Source organism: Bradyrhizobium sp. LMTR 3 (assembly GCF_001693485.1).
In the GTDB taxonomy this organism is placed as follows: Bacteria; Pseudomonadota; Alphaproteobacteria; order Rhizobiales; family Xanthobacteraceae; genus Bradyrhizobium.
In genome coordinates this window covers 129,475-144,151 of sequence record NZ_MAXC01000010.1, presented here as the reverse complement: position 1 = coordinate 144,151, position 14,677 = coordinate 129,475, and the positions used below count along the sequence as shown (strand labels likewise).

The following is a 14,677-nucleotide window of genomic DNA, read 5'->3' as shown; positions in this document are numbered from 1 at the left end:
TCCCCATAGCCACGCCGCGCTACCCACGTGCTCCCTCCCGCGGTTTCCTCCCTTGGAGGCTTTCGGACGCCGGCCGCCGAATACGCCGCGACGTCCCTCAAGCGGCCGGCATCCGAAACCCTTCACAGAAGCGGACATCAACAGGACGATGCCGAAGTCACGGTAGCTTGTGGGCGGCCATAGTCCGATGCACTTTTTTTCGCTTTGCGGTGATCGCGGCGCTTCAATCCCAGTCCATCCCGCCAATGACGCCAAGAAACCAGCCACTGAAGAAAGCGGCACTAAGCCCCGTGAGATGGATTGTCACGGAGAGAACAATTTTGTCTTGAACAAAATGAAGTACGATCCACCCCAGCAGCATGCAAATTAGCCCGCAGCCTGCCGGCCAAATCGCACGCCGCCGAACTGCGAGTCGCTGGGCCGGGCCAAGCAGCTCAGAGTTCCGTGATAGATTCATGGATCGGCGAAGCGATACCACGGCACTCAAGATTACCACGATCAGAAAGGCAGTTAAGTACACCAGACATAATCCTTAGTGCCAACCATTACCATCTTAAAACGTTGTAGGCGGACCATAGCGTAGATCGATTGCCTCAACCTTAAAGAGCTAAACAGCTTTATCGGAGCGCTATTCAAAGCGCGTCAACGAAAAATCCGGGCAAATGACAAAGTCCGCTTTGGGTCACAAGCGGCTGTGGAGGCGAGGATGGACCTGCGTCCGGTCTGCCTCCGTCAGCCGACATGACCACGGCTTAAGCGCTGTTGTGTTTGGGGCCGATAGCCGACATCAGGCGGGACCGCTCCGACAGCTAATTGTCGCTGGCAATGCCCAGACCGTCAGGTCCGCGTTCTCTGTGACAGGCTTGCTAGACGCTCGAAACGGCGAACTAGCCCCCCGCGCCTATTACGCCGGTCGCGTTGATCTCCACCTTGAGCGGCGGGCTGGCCTGGGGCGAGCCAACGCGCTTTACCTCGATTAGGGTTGAGCAAGGAAAGTCGCCGGTGAAGAACTCCCGGCGCGCACGCCACACCTCGGTGTTTTCATCGAGATTGGTGACGTACACCGTGATAGACATGATGTCATTCATCTTGCCGCCCGCGGCCTCAAGCAAGTCCTTGAACTTCTGGAAGATCGACTTGGCCTGAATGTACATGTCGTCGCCTGGATGCTCCCCTTTAGGACCCGAGCCGGTCATCCCCGCGATGTGGAAATATCCATTTACCACTTTCATGTTGGACCAAGTCTGCGGCGGCGCCTCGGCCACCCTGGGGGAGCGGATAGTTTTCATGTCCAAGGGTCTCCTTCTGTGAAGGGGGTTCGAAGCAGGCGAGGATGCGGTGTCATGTGGACCTCCTCGCGCAAGCAGTTTGTGGCGGCTGTCCTCTCACCTCGCAACGCGCAGGCGGATCGTACCACGCGCATCGCGATTGTGAACGGGCCAGAGTTTGCGTGCGAGCGGTGATTGAGAAGGCGGCTTGGCGCTTTGGCGCGCGCCGCGCATTCGTTCAGCCGAATGCTGGAATGCTCGACATCGTTATGACGCAAGGCGAATATTGCGTCGCCAAGGTCCTTCACTCTAGCCGACCGGGATATATCTATGAGCGACCCGAGCGCGGATGTTTCGTCACCGGTCGAGTACAGATGGATCAAGTCTGTGTTCGACAGGGTGCCTTGGGCCATGTGGTCTTGCGTCGGCGCACTTGCCGCCGTCCTTCACACCGGCGGTGCGAATGGCGCTTCTCGGGTCCTTGTCGGTTTGGCTATTGCTGGGGCTGGGGGTTGCGGGCCTTGCAGCTACGCTCTTGATCATCCTTCTCCCGTCTTAATTATCACATAAACGGGGCATCTGTTATTGGGGTGTTTCTCGCTCTTGGCATCAATCGATGTCATCGGGTAGCGACGCATCAGGACGAGCATCTGCGCCGGCCTAAAGCCAAAGGCGCTTCAGCCTGATCAAGAGCGCCCACAGCGCGCGCCACATGTCGCGACGGGCTTCTGCGCGCAACTGGTCTGCGCGCGCGACATGAAAGTCGATCATTGCCGGCGTGATGCGCCGCGTTGTATCGCGGCGCGCCGGCTTCACAGCTTCATTTCCCAGGTCTCGCCGACGAGGATGACGCCGAAGGTGTGATGCGGCCCTTCTTCGACGCGACGGAATCCTGCGGCCTTCGTCATTCCGGGATGGTCCGAAGGACCAGACCCGGAATCTCGAGATTCCGGGTTCGATTCTGGCGCATCGCCCCGGAATGACGGCTGGCAACCGCGCTACCTTCACAGCTCCAGCTCCCAGGTCTCGCCGACGAGATCGACGCCAAAGCTATGGTGCGGGTCTTCCTTGACGCGACGGAAGCCTGCGGCCTGATAGATACCGCGCGCGGCGACAAGGATGCTTTGGGTCCACAGCGTCATTTTCTTGTAGCCTTTCTCGCGCGCCGCGCGGATGCACTGCTCGACGAGCGCGCGGCCGACGCCGAGCCCGCGCGCCTTTTTCTCCACCAGCAACAGCCGCAGCTTTGCGACGTCATCGCTGCCCTTCACCAGAAAGATCGAGCCGAGCGGCTCGCCGCCTGCTTCCGCAATCCAGCAATGCTCGCGCGAAGCGTCATAGCTCTTGATGAATTGCGCGCAGATCTCGGCGACCAGTGCCTCGTAGCTGATGTCCCAGCCATACTCCTCGGCATAGGCCTTTGCCTGGCTCGAGATCACCCAGCCGATGTCGCCGGGTCGATGGCTGCGCAAGAGAAAAGCGGCTGGCTTCTCCATTGGGCGCTCCAGCGTTTGCTCGATTGTCGTCATGGCTCGGACGACGGCGGCGCGCTGATCGACGTCCAGCGCAGCGAGCAGGCTTCCAACTTCCTCGCGCGCGCGGCGCTCGAGCTCGGCCTGGGCGGAGCGCCCCTTCGCAGTGAGCGAGAGCTCGTTGACGCGGCCGTCGTCCTTTGAAGGCCTTCGCGTCACGATCTGGCGGCGCTGAAGTCCCTGCAAGGTGCGGCTCAGGAAGCCGGGATCGAGCCCGAGGTCGCGGGTGAGGTCGGTGGCGGTGCAGGCCGGGCGATGCCTGATCTCGTACATGATTCGCGCTTCCTGCAGCGTGAACGGGCTGTGCAGAAGCTTCGGCTCGATGATCCCGAGCTTGCGGGTATAGAAGCGGTTGAAGGCGCGAACGGCCGCGACCTCTTGTTCGGAATTCATCTGGGACATCGGACACCTCGATATTTGCCATTGTCAAAGATGTATTTGACTTTGGCAAGTATATTTCGCGAGGGAGGAGGCGCGCCGGCTCGTGCCGCTTCTACTTGCATGGGGTTGTTTTCGATATTTTGTGGCCGGGCCCTGCGTGGACCGCTTTAGGCGACGACCATGATCCGGCTGCGCAATTGGGTGCGCGACGAGCGACCGAGTTGCCGCAGCAACCGCGTCTCGGAGCGGCGGGCATCCGGCCGGTAGCCGCCAAGCCGCTCATAATGATCGCGCGCGATCAGGAGCCCCTGTTCCGCCGATGGCCCGGCGATCATGCGGGCGACGAATTTGAAGCCGTCGCGCAGCCGCGTCTCGGCATAGGGCGAGCGGGCGTAGCGAAAGACGCCGGCACGCGGCCGTCCGCTGTTCGATACGTTCTGGATGAATTGCGTGGTCTCGTCGATCCAGCCGCTGTCGAGCACCGCACCGGCGTGCAGGAACATCAGCCAAGGCGAGCGCGCCGCCCGCGCGCCGGCGGCCAGCGCCGCGGCGCGCGTTCCCTCAAACCTCAGAAAGCGGCATCCGGCCACGTCGGCCACCCGTTCGATCACGCCGTTGCCGGCCCGGTCGACCAGCAGCACCTCGCGGATGACGCCGGCTGCGGCTCCCGGCACCAGCGCCGCCAGCGTGGCCACGGCGGGCTGCTCTATTCCTTCGGTTGGGATGATCACGCTCAGCATGAGTGAGGTTTTCGATGGCTCAAACGGTGAAAAACGCTGCACAGTTATCATCTTGTCACAATCAAAACAGCCGCTTGCGTGCAGATTTTTGCGGCATCGGGCGCCGGCTCCGTCTTCGGTGTCCGCGCTTCCTGTGAACTGTTGCCGAAGATGTTCTTGATTTGTTCTCGGTGCGTGCTATGTTCGCTTCATGAGCCGAGCATCCTCTCATGCCCTCAAGCACCCGCCGGTCAAGCCGCCCTCCGAACCGGCGGGTGCGACCCCTTTTCCCGAGCTCGCGGTCGCCATCGAACGCCAGCGGCGGCGCGGCCGCGGCGCGCAGTCCAACGACAGCGGCCGGTTCGAAGCCGAGGCGCGGGTCGCCTTCGACGATGGCTGGCAGAGTCTGGACGACCTGCCGCCGTTCAAGACCACGGTCTCGCTGGATACCTCGCGCAAGGTCATCACCCGCAACGACTCGCCCGACATCGGTTTCGACCGCTCGATCAATCCCTACCGCGGCTGCGAGCATGGCTGCGTCTACTGCTTCGCGCGGCCGACCCACGCCTTTCTCGGCCTGTCGCCCGGACTCGATTTCGAATCCAAATTGCTCGCCAAGCCGGACGCGCCGGAATTGCTCGAGAAAGAATTGGCGGCGCCCGGTTACGAGCCGCGCATGATCGCGATCGGCACCAACACCGATCCCTATCAGCCGATCGAGCGCGAGCACAAAATCATGCGCGGCATTCTCGAAGTGCTGGATCGGGCCGGTCATCCCGTCGGCATCGTCACCAAATCGGCGCTGGTGACGCGCGACATCGATATTCTGCAGCGAATGGCAAAGCGCAATTTGGCCAAGGTCGCGATTTCCGTGACCACGCTCGACCCCAAGCTCGCCCGCACGATGGAGCCGCGCGCCTCGACGCCGCCGAAGCGGCTGGAGGCGCTGCGGCAATTGTCGCAGGCCGGCATCCCGGCAACCGTGATGGTCGCGCCCGTTATTCCCGCGCTGAACGATTCCGAGATCGAACGCATTCTCGATGCCGCGGCTCACGCGGGCGTCAAGGAGGCGAGCTACGTGCTGCTGCGGCTGCCGCTCGAGGTGCGCGACCTGTTTCGCGAATGGCTGATGGCGAATTATCCCGACCGCTACCGTCACGTCTTCACCCTGATCCGCGACATGCGCGGCGGGCGCGACTACGACTCGCAATGGGGTACGCGGATGAAGGGCACCGGCCCGATGGCCTGGATGATCGGACGGCGGTTCGAGATCGCCTGCGAGAAGCTCGGCCTCAACAAGCGGCGTTCGAAACTGACGACCGATCATTTCGTCAAGCCGAAGCGAAGCGGCCAGCAACTTAGTCTGTTCTAGGTCGTTGTCGTCATTGCGAGGAGCGCTAGCGACGAAGCAATCCATTTATCCGTCATGCCGTGCTAATGGATTGCTTCGCTCGCAATGACGGAGAGAGTAAGATGAGCGAAATGAATAAGCCGAAGCCAGTCCCCCGGTTCACTGTCATCACGCTCGGCGTCAACGATATCCGCACCAGCATCGCCTTTTATGAGGCGCTCGGCTTTGCCCGAAAAATGCGCGCAACCGGTGAGGCCGTCGCCTTCTTCGACACCGGCGGCACCGTGATTGCGCTCTACCCGTGGGATCAACTCGCCGGCGATGCCAAGCTGCCGGATCAGCCGCGGCCGAAGACGTTTCGCGGCACGACGCTCGCCTGGAATTGCAGCTCTACCGAGGAGGTGGACGCTGCGCTCGATTTCGCCATCTCCTGCGGCGCGTCGCTGTTGAAGCCCGCGCACAAGACCGACTACGGCGGCTATTCCGGCTATTTCGCCGATCCCGACAACCACACTTGGGAAGTCGTGGTGGCGCCCGGTATCGAGGTCGGCGAGGACCGGCGGGTGCACCTGCCGGATTAAACGCACGACGTTGCGGCAGCGCCACTTCTCCCGGCCGGTGAATTGCCGTATTGCGGTTTGATGCACCAGCAGCCTGCGCCAGCGCCGGAAGAGCAGCCGCTCGTCATTCTGACAACGCCGCGCCTGATTCTGCGCGCTGCGGCTGAAAGCGACATACCGGTCCTGCAGGATCTGATTCTTGGCGATAGCGATGTAATGCGCTTGGCATTCGCCGGAGCGCCGATGGCAAGGGACGCTGCCGAGGATTTCATTCGGCGATTGTTCACTTTCGGCGGCAGCCTCACGGGAATGGCGGTTCTGGCGGAAAAGCCTGCGGGCGAAATCATTGGCTTTGCCGGCTTGTCCCCATGCGATGCGTTGGGAACTGACGATTTCGAGATCGGGTTTGTCCTTGCGCGCCGGGTATGGGGCCGGGGGATCGCGACCGAAATTGGAAAGGCGCAGCTCGCCTTCGGATTCGACCACCTCAAATGCAGCAGACTACTTGGACTGGTCGACCCGAGAAATGCGCCATCCATTCATGCCCTCGAGAAGCTCGGAATGCGTTACCGGCAGACGATTGCAGCGCCCAAGCGCGGCAGCCGGAGCGTTTATGTGATTGAAGCCGAGGAGTGGCGACGAGGTCACGCTGAATAACGGGAATTGTGCCAGGTTCCCGGTTGCGCGCGGCCGCGCGCTGGCGCACGAATCCCGGCCATGATTCGGGACAAGTCCACCAAGAAACCTGACGGGAAATCGGACAAGAAGGCCGGCAAGGAGCAGGCCGAGCTGCCCAAGGGCGTGATCACGCTTGCCCCGCCGAGCTTTCGCCGCGAGCGGGCGCTGATCAAGCGCGGCGTCTGGCCCGTCGCCGGCTGCGACGAGGCCGGGCGCGGTCCCTTGGCCGGGCCTGTGGTAGCGGCCGCGGTCGTTCTCGATCCCAAGCGAATCCCCAAAGGCATCGACGATTCCAAGCGGCTGACGCCCGAACGCCGCGAGGAATTGTTCGAGGAGATCTGCGCCACCTCGTCGTTTGCCGTCGCCTTTGCCTCGCCCGCGCGGATCGACCGCGACAATATCTTGCGCGCTTCGCTCTGGGCGCTGGCGCGTTCCGTGCGCGCGCTGCCCGAAATGCCGAAGCACGTGTTCGTCGACGGCCGCGACAAGATCGATGCGCCCTGCGACTGTGACGCCGTGATCGGCGGCGACGGCATCGTCATGTCGATCGCCGCCGCCTCGATCATCGCCAAGGTGACGCGCGACCGCCTGATGAGCGCATTGGCGCTGGATTGTCCGGGCTACGGCTTCGAAACCCACAAGGGCTACGCGGTGCCGGAACACCGCGAGGCGCTCGACCGGCTCGGCCCGAGCATCCACCACCGCCGGTTTTTTGCACCCGTCATTGCCGCGCGGCTGAAACATTTCCCCGAGACAGTTGAAGAGACGGTCGAACCCGACCTCTTCACCGTGGATGAAGAGATTACTTCCGAGATCTCGGTCACGATCTGAGATCGGTTGCCTCGACGGCTCCTGCGCTCTATCAAACGTCGGGGGACAGGGCTGCCCGGCCCGGCATTCGGACGTTTCATGCGCTTCACCTCGCTCGTTGTCGAACTGATCCGCGCCCGGCCGCGGCTGGTGGTCTGGCTCGTGGTGTTGGTCCAGGCCGCAATTTGGCTGATCCTGCCGATGCTGCTGTACCGCAGCCCGCCCGGTGACCTTGCGACCGTGCTGGCCTTCGGCCGGGAATACCAGGTCGGAACATGGCTCGGTCCGCCGTTGGCGTTCTGGCTCGCCGATATCGCGTTTCGTGCCGCCGGCAACCATATGTTCGGCGTCTATCTGCTGGCGCAGGTCTGCGCCGTCGTTACCTTCTGGATCTACTATCAACTGGGCCGCGCAATTGTCGGCGGGCAGCAGGCGGTGCTCGCGGTGCTGCTGTCGATGACGGTGGTGGCCTTCAGTTCCCCCGGCGTCGAGTTCGGCCCGCTGGTGCTGGCGCGCCCGCTATGGGCGCTGCTCTTGCTGCATTCCTGGCAATTGATCGGCCAGAACCGGCGCAACGTCTGGTTCGCCTGGTCGATCGAGGCCGGGCTTTTGCTGCTGACGACGCCGGCCGCGCTCGGATTGCTGCTGCTGCTCGCCGGATTTGCCGTTGCCACCGCGCGGGGGCGGCGCGTGCTGATGTCGCTCGATCCGCTCTATGCGCTGCTCGTGATCGCCGTCCTGGTCTTGCCCTATCTGATCTGGTTGCTCCGCGCCGATGCGCTCGCGATGCCGCCATGGCCCGCGATCTCCGATCTCGGCGGGCGCATCCTGCAATGGGGCTGGCTGCTCGTTGGCCTCGTGCTCGCAATGTCCGCCATCGTGCTGCTGGCGATCCTCAACTCCGGCCGGTTCTCCCGCCATGCCGGGGAGGCGCCGATTATCTACCGGCCGCCGGTCGATCCGCTGGCGCGCGACTTCGTCTATTTCTTTGCGCTTGCGCCGGCGCTGCTCGGAAGCCTGATCGCGGGCATCTTCAACCGCGATCACGTCGTCGGCGGGGAGGGCGTCGCCTTGCTGATGTCGGGGCTCGCCGTAATCGTGGCGAGCGGCGATCTGATCCATCTGCGGCGCCAGCGCCTGTTGCGGACGGCATGGGCGGCGGCGGTCGTCGCGCCTGCCTTGGTGACGATTGCGGCCGCGCTGTTTTTGCCATGGACCGCGAACGAAGTGCCGACCTCGCTGCCGGCAAAAGCCATTGCGCATTTCTTCGGCGACAGCTTTGAGCGCCGGACCAACCAGCGCCTGCGCGCGGTGGCCGGCGATCCGCAATTGGCAAGCTTCATCGCCATGAACAGCGGGCGCCCGCATCTGTTGCTCGATGCCACGCCGGAGCGAACCCCATGGCTGTCGGTCGCGAAATTCAACGAGACCGGCGGTGTCGTGGTCTGGCGCGCCTCCGACACCTCGGGCGCGCCGCCGCCCGATATCGCGCAACGCTTTCCCGGCCTGGTGCCGGAAGTGCCGCGCGCCTTCGAATGGATGGTGAACGGCCGCCAGCCATTGCTGCGGATCGGCTGGGCGATCGTGCGGCCGAAGGCGCAGTAAAGTTGGGTGCCGTGCCCCGAATGCTGCGCAGATGCGTAGGGTGGGCTAAGCTCCGCGTGCCCACCATCACGAGCACGGACAGGATGGTGGGCACGGCGCGTTCGCGCCTTTGCCCACCCTACGAAGCGTCCAGCGCCTTTGCGATTGCGCGCAGGTCCTGCCAGGACATCCGCTTGTAGGACGGCGAGCGCAACAAATAGGCCGGGTGGAACGTCGCCATGGCGCGGATCGTGCGGGTGCCGGTTTCGTAGTCGAACCACCTGCCGCGGGTCTTCATGATGCCATCGCGGGTCGACAGCAGCGTTTGCGTCGAGGGGTTGCCGAGCGTCACCAGTATGTCTGGGTTCACGAGTTCGATCTGCCGCTGGATGAACGGCAGGCAGATTTGCGTCTCCTGCGGCGTCGGCGTCCGGTTGCCGGGCGGCCGCCAGGGAATCACGTTGGCGATATAGGCCTTGCTGCGGTCGAGCCCGATCGCCGCGATCATGCGGTCGAGCAGCTTGCCGGAACGTCCGACGAAGGGCAGGCCCTCGATGTCTTCGTCGCGGCCGGGCGCCTCGCCGACGAACATGATGCGCGCCTGCGGGTTGCCGTCGGCAAACACCAGCCGCGTCGCGGTGTTTCGGAGCGCGCAGCCCTCGAAATTTTCCAGGAGCGTACGCAGCGCTTCCAGCGTCGGCGCCGTTCGCGCCGCCTCGCGCGCGAGAGCGATGGCCGCCTCCGGCGCGGGCGCTATTTCGCTGCGCGGAACCGCCGGCATCGCGGCGGGTATTTCCCTGACGGGACGGGGTGGCGCAGTCTCGCGGACAGCGATGGGGGCAGCAGGGGCGTCGGGCTCGGTCAGCCGATCGACTGGTTCCTCCATCAACGCGCAATCGACCCCGGCCTCCAGATAAAAAGCCAGCAATTGCCTGACATTAGGCGCGGGTTCGGGGATCAAATCCATGATGCCAATCTAATATGGATCGAGCCGGCGTGAAACGCCTCGCATTGCATTTCCATGGTTGTCCTCCCCGCAAAAATCGGAAACAACGAGCCTTTAGAGCCGTTCTCAATTGGGCTGAGATCAAATCATGAGTGCAGAAGAACTTCCTCCTCGCGAATCCATGGAATTCGACGTCGTGATCGTCGGCGCCGGGCCGTCTGGCCTCGCTGCGGCGATCCGGCTGAAGCAGCTCAATGCCGATCTCAGCATCGTCGTGGTGGAGAAGGGTTCCGAGGTCGGCGCGCACATCCTGTCGGGCGCGGTGATCGATCCGGTGTCGCTCGACAAGCTGATTCCGGATTGGCGTGAGGACGCCGATTGCCCGCTCAAAACCCAGGTCAAGGACGACCGCTTCTACTGGACCACCGCGACCAGCGCGATCCGGCTGCCGAACTTCGCCATGCCGCCGCTGATGTACAATCATCACTGCTATATCGGCTCGCTCGGCAATGTCTGCCGCTGGCTGGCGCCGAAGGCCGAGGCGCTCGGCGTCGAAATCTATCCCGGCTTTGCCGCGGCTGAGGTGCTGTATGACGATAACGGTGCGGTGCGGGGCATCGCGACCGGCGACATGGGCATCGCCAGGGACGGCAGCCACAAGGACTCCTACACCCGCGGCATGGAACTGCTCGGCAAATACACGCTGTTCGCCGAAGGTGCACGCGGCAGCCTGAGCAAGGAACTGATCGCGAAATTCTCGCTCGACGCGAAAAGCGAGCCGTCGAAATTCGGCATCGGATTGAAGGAAGTCTGGGAGATCGATCCCGCCAAGCACCAGAAGGGCCTGATCCAGCATTCGTTCGGCTGGCCACTCAACAACAGGACCGGCGGCGGCTCGTTCCTCTACCATTACGACGACAACAAGGTGGCGGTCGGTTTCGTCGTGCATCTCAATTACGACGATCCGTATCTCTCGCCGTTCGACGAATTCCAGCGCTTCAAGACGCATCCTTCCATTCGAACCGTGTTCGAAGGCGGCAAGCGTATCTCCTACGGGGCGCGCGCCATCACCGAGGGCGGCTATCAGTCGGTGCCGCGCTTGAGTTTCCCGGGCGGCGCGCTGATCGGCTGCGCGGCGGGATTCGTCAACGTGCCGCGCATCAAGGGCGTGCACAACGCGATGGGCAGCGGCATGCTCGCGGCGGAACACGTTGCGGCAGCGCTCGGCGCCGGCCGCGCCAATGACGAACTGGTGGAATACGAAAACGCCTGGCGCGATTCCGCCGTAGGCCGAGACCTGCATCGGGTCCGCAACGTCAAGCCGCTATGGTCGAAATTCGGCACCATCATCGGCGTGGCGCTGGGCGGCTTCGACATGTGGTGCAACACGCTGGGCTTCTCGCTGTTCGGAACCCAGTCGCACGCCAAGTCCGACCGCAAGACGCTGGATCCGGCCAAGGCGCATGCGCCGATCGCCTATCCCAAGCCGGATGGCAAGCTCACCTTCGACAAGCTGTCCTCGGTGTTCCTCTCCAACACCAACCATGAGGAGGACCAGCCGGTTCATCTCAAGGTCGCCGACTTGAACCTGCAGAAGGCATCCGAGCACGATGTCTATGCCGGTCCGTCGAACCGCTATTGCCCGGCCGGCGTCTATGAATGGGTCGAGGAGGCCTCGGGTCCACGCTTCCAGATCAATGCCCAGAACTGCGTCCACTGCAAAACCTGCGATGTGAAGGACCCGAACGGCAATATCACCTGGGTTCCGCCGGAAGGCGGCGGTGGGCCGAATTACCAGGGCATGTAGAGAGGCCGTATAGACCACGATTGCGTGAGTTGGAGGAGGGTGATACCGCCTCTAGCCACGATACTGCCACAGTAAAAGCGTTTCCGGGTTGGGCTGGCTAAATCGGAGCCCCAAGGGCCTAATCTGCCAATCGATTCGCCAACCCGTATCCTTGCGGTTGAGGGCCAAAAGCGGCATTGTCGCTGCCCGAGATGCCGCCGCTTGGGTTTGCATTCGAGACCGATCGCAAGACTGATCGTATAAATGTCCTGCCATACATCCTGGAGCTAGGCGAACTGATGCTTTCCATTCGTATGAACCGTTGGACCATCGCCGCAATCACTCTTGCCACGCTAGCCGCACCCGGCGCGGTGTTGGCGCAGACGCCCGAACATACGGCCGACAATGCCGCGCAATTCCCCACCAAATCCGATCTGAAGTCGCTGACGACGGCAGGCAGCTATCTCGCCGCACGCCACGCCAGCGTCGAGCGCGATGCGGCCTCGGCTGCGGCATTCTATCGCTCCGCGCTGCGCACCGATCCGAAGAACAACGAACTCCTGGACCGCGCCTTCATCTCTTCGCTCGCCGATGGCGACATCGATGAAGCGGTCAAGCTCGCCGATCGCATCCTGACGATGGACAAGGCGAACCGCGTCGCGCGGCTGGTGGTCGGTGTCCGCGACCTCAAGCAGAAGAAATATGCGGCCGCGCAGCTCAACATCAACCAGTCGATCCGCGGACCGATCACCGACCTGGTGGCGACGCTGTTGTCGGGATGGGCGAGCTATGGCGCGGGCGATGCCAAGAACGCGGTGGCCAATATCGACAAGCTGACCGGACCGGAATGGTATCCGATCTTCAAGGATCTCCACACCGGCATGATTCTGGAGATCTCGGGCAAGGACAAGGACGCCGGCGCGCGGTTCGAGCGCGCCTACAAACTCGACGATTCGATGCTGCGCGTATCCGACGCCTATGCGCGCTGGCTGTCGCGCAACAAGGATGGCGCGGCGGCGGCCGGCATCTACGAAGCGTTCGACAAGAAGTTGCCGCGGCATCCGCTGGTGCAGGAAGGCCTGCGCGAGACCCGGGCCGGCAAGAAGATGTCGGCGCTGGTCGATTCGGCGCAGGCCGGCGCGGCCGAAGCGCTTTACGGAATCGGCGCCACGCTGACCCGCCGCGGCGGCGAGGATCTGGCGCTGGTCTATCTGCAGCTCGCGCTCTATCTGCAGCCCAATCATCCGCTGGCGCTGTTGTCGCTCGCCGATCTCTACGAGTCCGTGAAGAAGCCGCAGATGGCGATCAAGGTCTACGAGCGCATGCCGGCCAGTTCGCCGCTCAAGCGCAATGCGCAGATCCAGCTCGCCACCAATCTCGACGCCGCCGACCGCAGCGAAGAGGCGATCAAGATCCTCAAGGGCGTCACCACGGAGGCGCCGAAGGACATCGAAGCCATCATGGCGCTCGGCAACATCGAGCGCGGCCGCAAGAAGTTCAACGATTGCGCCAATACCTATACGCTCGCGATCGACGCGATGCCCGGGGTGACGGACAAGAACACCTGGGTCACTTATTACTATCGCGGCATTTGCGAGGAACGTTCCAAGCAGTGGAGCAAGGCCGAGGCCGACATGCGCAAGGCGCTGGAGCTGCAGCCCGAGCAACCGCATGTCCTGAACTATCTCGGCTATTCCTGGATCGACCAGGGCATCAACCTCGACGAAGGCATGAAGATGATCCGGCGCGCCGTCGACCAGCGCCCCGATGACGGCTACATCGTGGATTCGCTGGGCTGGGCGTTTTACCGGATCGGCAATTTTGAAGACGCGGTAAAGCATCTCGAGCGTGCGATCGACCTCAAGCCGGAGGATCCGACCATCAATGACCATCTCGGCGATGCCTATTGGCGCGTCGGGCGGACGCTGGAAGCCAAATTCCAGTGGGCCCATGCCCGCGACCTCAAGCCCGAGGCGGAGGAATTGCCGAAGATCGAAGCCAAGATTGCCAACGGCCTGCCCGAAGACACTTCCTCCGCGGCTTCCGCCGACAAGAAGAAAGAAGACGGCAGGGGTGGCTGAGGCAAGGACTTTGAGGGCTGTTCGGCAATGCCGCTGTTGAATGACAAGGCGCGCGCCAAGGTCAACCTGACCTTGCGGGTGAATGGCCGCCGTGCCGACGGCTACCATGATCTCGAAAGCGTGGTGGCATTCGCCGACTGCGCCGACCGGCTGACGTTGACGCCGGGTGCGGATCTGGATTTGAAGATGTCGGGACCGCTGGCGCAGGCCTGCGGCGAGACCTCCGACAATCTGGTGCTCAAGGCCGCACGCCTCTTGGCCGAGCGCGTTCCGGATATGAAAGCCGGCAGCTTTACGCTCGACAAGGTCTTGCCGGTCGCGGCCGGAATCGGCGGCGGTTCGGCCGATGCCGCGGCGGCGCTGCGGTTGCTTGCACAGTTGAACGGACTCGCGCTCGACGATCCCCGCATCGTCGAGGTCGCGCAACTGACCGGCGCCGATGTGCCGGTCTGCGTCAACTCGCGCTGCTGCGTCATGACCGGCGTCGGCGAAACGCTGCAGCCGCTCAGCCTGCCGAAAATGCCGTGCGTGATGGTCAATCCCGGCGTTGCCGTCGCGACCCGCGACGTTTTCAACGCGCTCGGCTTGCGCAGCGGCGAATTGCTGGTCGGCGTCACCGACGTGCTGCTGCGGGACCGTTGGCCAGACGAGCAGGCTTCACTCGAAGATTGGGTCGAAGCGCTCGCCGCCAACTCCAACGATCTGGAAGCGCCCGCCATGCGCGTCCAGCCCGTGATCGGCGAGGTCATCGCAGCGCTCAACGCGACCAACGGCGCCTGGCTGGCGCGGATGTCCGGCTCCGGCGCCACCTGCTTTGCGATCTACGAAAACACCGCCGAAGCCGGACGCGCGGCGGAGCAGATCCGGCGCGATCACCCCGGATGGTGGGTGCATGCGGGAACGCTGAACTGAAGGCATTGGTAGGGTGGGCAAAGCGAAGCGTGCCCACCATTCCCAGCGGAGCGCTGATGGTGGGCACGG

The 14,677-nt window shown here is 63.3% G+C and carries 13 protein-coding genes; 8 read left to right on the top strand and 5 right to left on the bottom strand.

All coding sequences use genetic code 11. The annotated features are described in order from the left end of the window. Nucleotides 1–887 precede the first annotated feature (887 nt). From LMTR3_RS08790 to LMTR3_RS08780, 4 genes are all read right to left on the bottom strand, one after another. Entirely contained in the window at nucleotides 888–1,289 is a 402-nt protein-coding gene (locus tag LMTR3_RS08790; protein WP_065744688.1) for a RidA family protein, read from the bottom strand. A gap of 639 nt (nucleotides 1,290–1,928) precedes the next feature. Next, nucleotides 1,929–2,084 (bottom strand): hypothetical protein, encoded by a 156-nt coding sequence (locus LMTR3_RS38365; RefSeq protein WP_176721842.1) that lies wholly within the window; start codon nucleotides 2,082–2,084, stop codon nucleotides 1,929–1,931. 188 nt (nucleotides 2,085–2,272) lie between these two features. Next, complete coding sequence (locus LMTR3_RS08785) at nucleotides 2,273–3,202, bottom strand: bifunctional helix-turn-helix transcriptional regulator/GNAT family N-acetyltransferase (protein ID WP_065744687.1); 930 nt, start codon at nucleotides 3,200–3,202, stop codon at nucleotides 2,273–2,275. Nucleotides 3,203–3,348: 146 nt separating this feature from the next. Beyond that, on the bottom strand, nucleotides 3,349–3,921 hold the full coding sequence (locus tag LMTR3_RS08780; RefSeq protein WP_065744686.1) for a glycosyltransferase family protein: 573 nt from the start codon (nucleotides 3,919–3,921) through the stop codon (nucleotides 3,349–3,351). Between the two features lie 190 nt (nucleotides 3,922–4,111). On the opposite strand from LMTR3_RS08780, the gene LMTR3_RS08775 reads away from it, so the two are divergent. The 5 genes from LMTR3_RS08775 to LMTR3_RS08755 all read left to right on the top strand — a co-directional run bounded on the left by LMTR3_RS08775 (nucleotide 4,112) and on the right by LMTR3_RS08755 (nucleotide 8,904). After that, nucleotides 4,112–5,272, top strand: a complete 1,161-nt coding sequence (locus LMTR3_RS08775; protein WP_065744685.1) for a PA0069 family radical SAM protein — start codon at nucleotides 4,112–4,114, stop codon at nucleotides 5,270–5,272. 110 nt (nucleotides 5,273–5,382) lie between these two features. After that, the gene (locus LMTR3_RS08770) at nucleotides 5,383–5,832 is read left to right on the top strand and encodes a VOC family protein (protein ID WP_084029494.1); all 450 of its coding nucleotides are present in this window, start codon (nucleotides 5,383–5,385) and stop codon (nucleotides 5,830–5,832) included. Nucleotides 5,833–5,892: 60 nt separating this feature from the next. Continuing rightward, entirely contained in the window at nucleotides 5,893–6,468 is a 576-nt protein-coding gene (locus LMTR3_RS08765; protein ID WP_065744683.1) for a GNAT family N-acetyltransferase, read from the top strand. Nucleotides 6,469–6,528: 60 nt separating this feature from the next. Beyond that, a complete protein-coding gene (gene rnhB, locus LMTR3_RS08760) occupies nucleotides 6,529–7,320 on the top strand; it encodes a ribonuclease HII (RefSeq protein WP_065744682.1) in 792 nt (263 codons plus the stop codon). Nucleotides 7,321–7,398: 78 nt separating this feature from the next. After that, nucleotides 7,399–8,904 (top strand): glycosyltransferase family 39 protein, encoded by a 1,506-nt coding sequence (locus tag LMTR3_RS08755; protein ID WP_065744681.1) that lies wholly within the window; start codon nucleotides 7,399–7,401, stop codon nucleotides 8,902–8,904. A 118-nt stretch (nucleotides 8,905–9,022) separates the two neighbouring features. Here LMTR3_RS08755 and LMTR3_RS08750 read toward each other — a convergent pair whose 3' ends face one another. Beyond that, entirely contained in the window at nucleotides 9,023–9,844 is an 822-nt protein-coding gene (locus LMTR3_RS08750; protein WP_065744703.1) for a uracil-DNA glycosylase, read from the bottom strand. Between the two features lie 133 nt (nucleotides 9,845–9,977). Here LMTR3_RS08750 and LMTR3_RS08745 point away from each other — a divergent pair, with 133 nt between their 5' ends. The 3 genes from LMTR3_RS08745 to LMTR3_RS08735 all read left to right on the top strand — a co-directional run bounded on the left by LMTR3_RS08745 (nucleotide 9,978) and on the right by LMTR3_RS08735 (nucleotide 14,608). Further along, nucleotides 9,978–11,636, top strand: coding sequence for an electron transfer flavoprotein-ubiquinone oxidoreductase (locus LMTR3_RS08745; protein WP_065744680.1), 1,659 nt, complete (start codon nucleotides 9,978–9,980; stop codon nucleotides 11,634–11,636). A 278-nt stretch (nucleotides 11,637–11,914) separates the two neighbouring features. Beyond that, nucleotides 11,915–13,696, top strand: a complete 1,782-nt coding sequence (locus LMTR3_RS08740; RefSeq protein ID WP_065744702.1) for a tetratricopeptide repeat protein — start codon at nucleotides 11,915–11,917, stop codon at nucleotides 13,694–13,696. Between the two features lie 27 nt (nucleotides 13,697–13,723). Beyond that, the gene (locus LMTR3_RS08735) at nucleotides 13,724–14,608 is read left to right on the top strand and encodes a 4-(cytidine 5'-diphospho)-2-C-methyl-D-erythritol kinase (protein WP_065744679.1); all 885 of its coding nucleotides are present in this window, start codon (nucleotides 13,724–13,726) and stop codon (nucleotides 14,606–14,608) included. The last annotated feature ends 69 nt before the right edge of the window (nucleotides 14,609–14,677 follow it).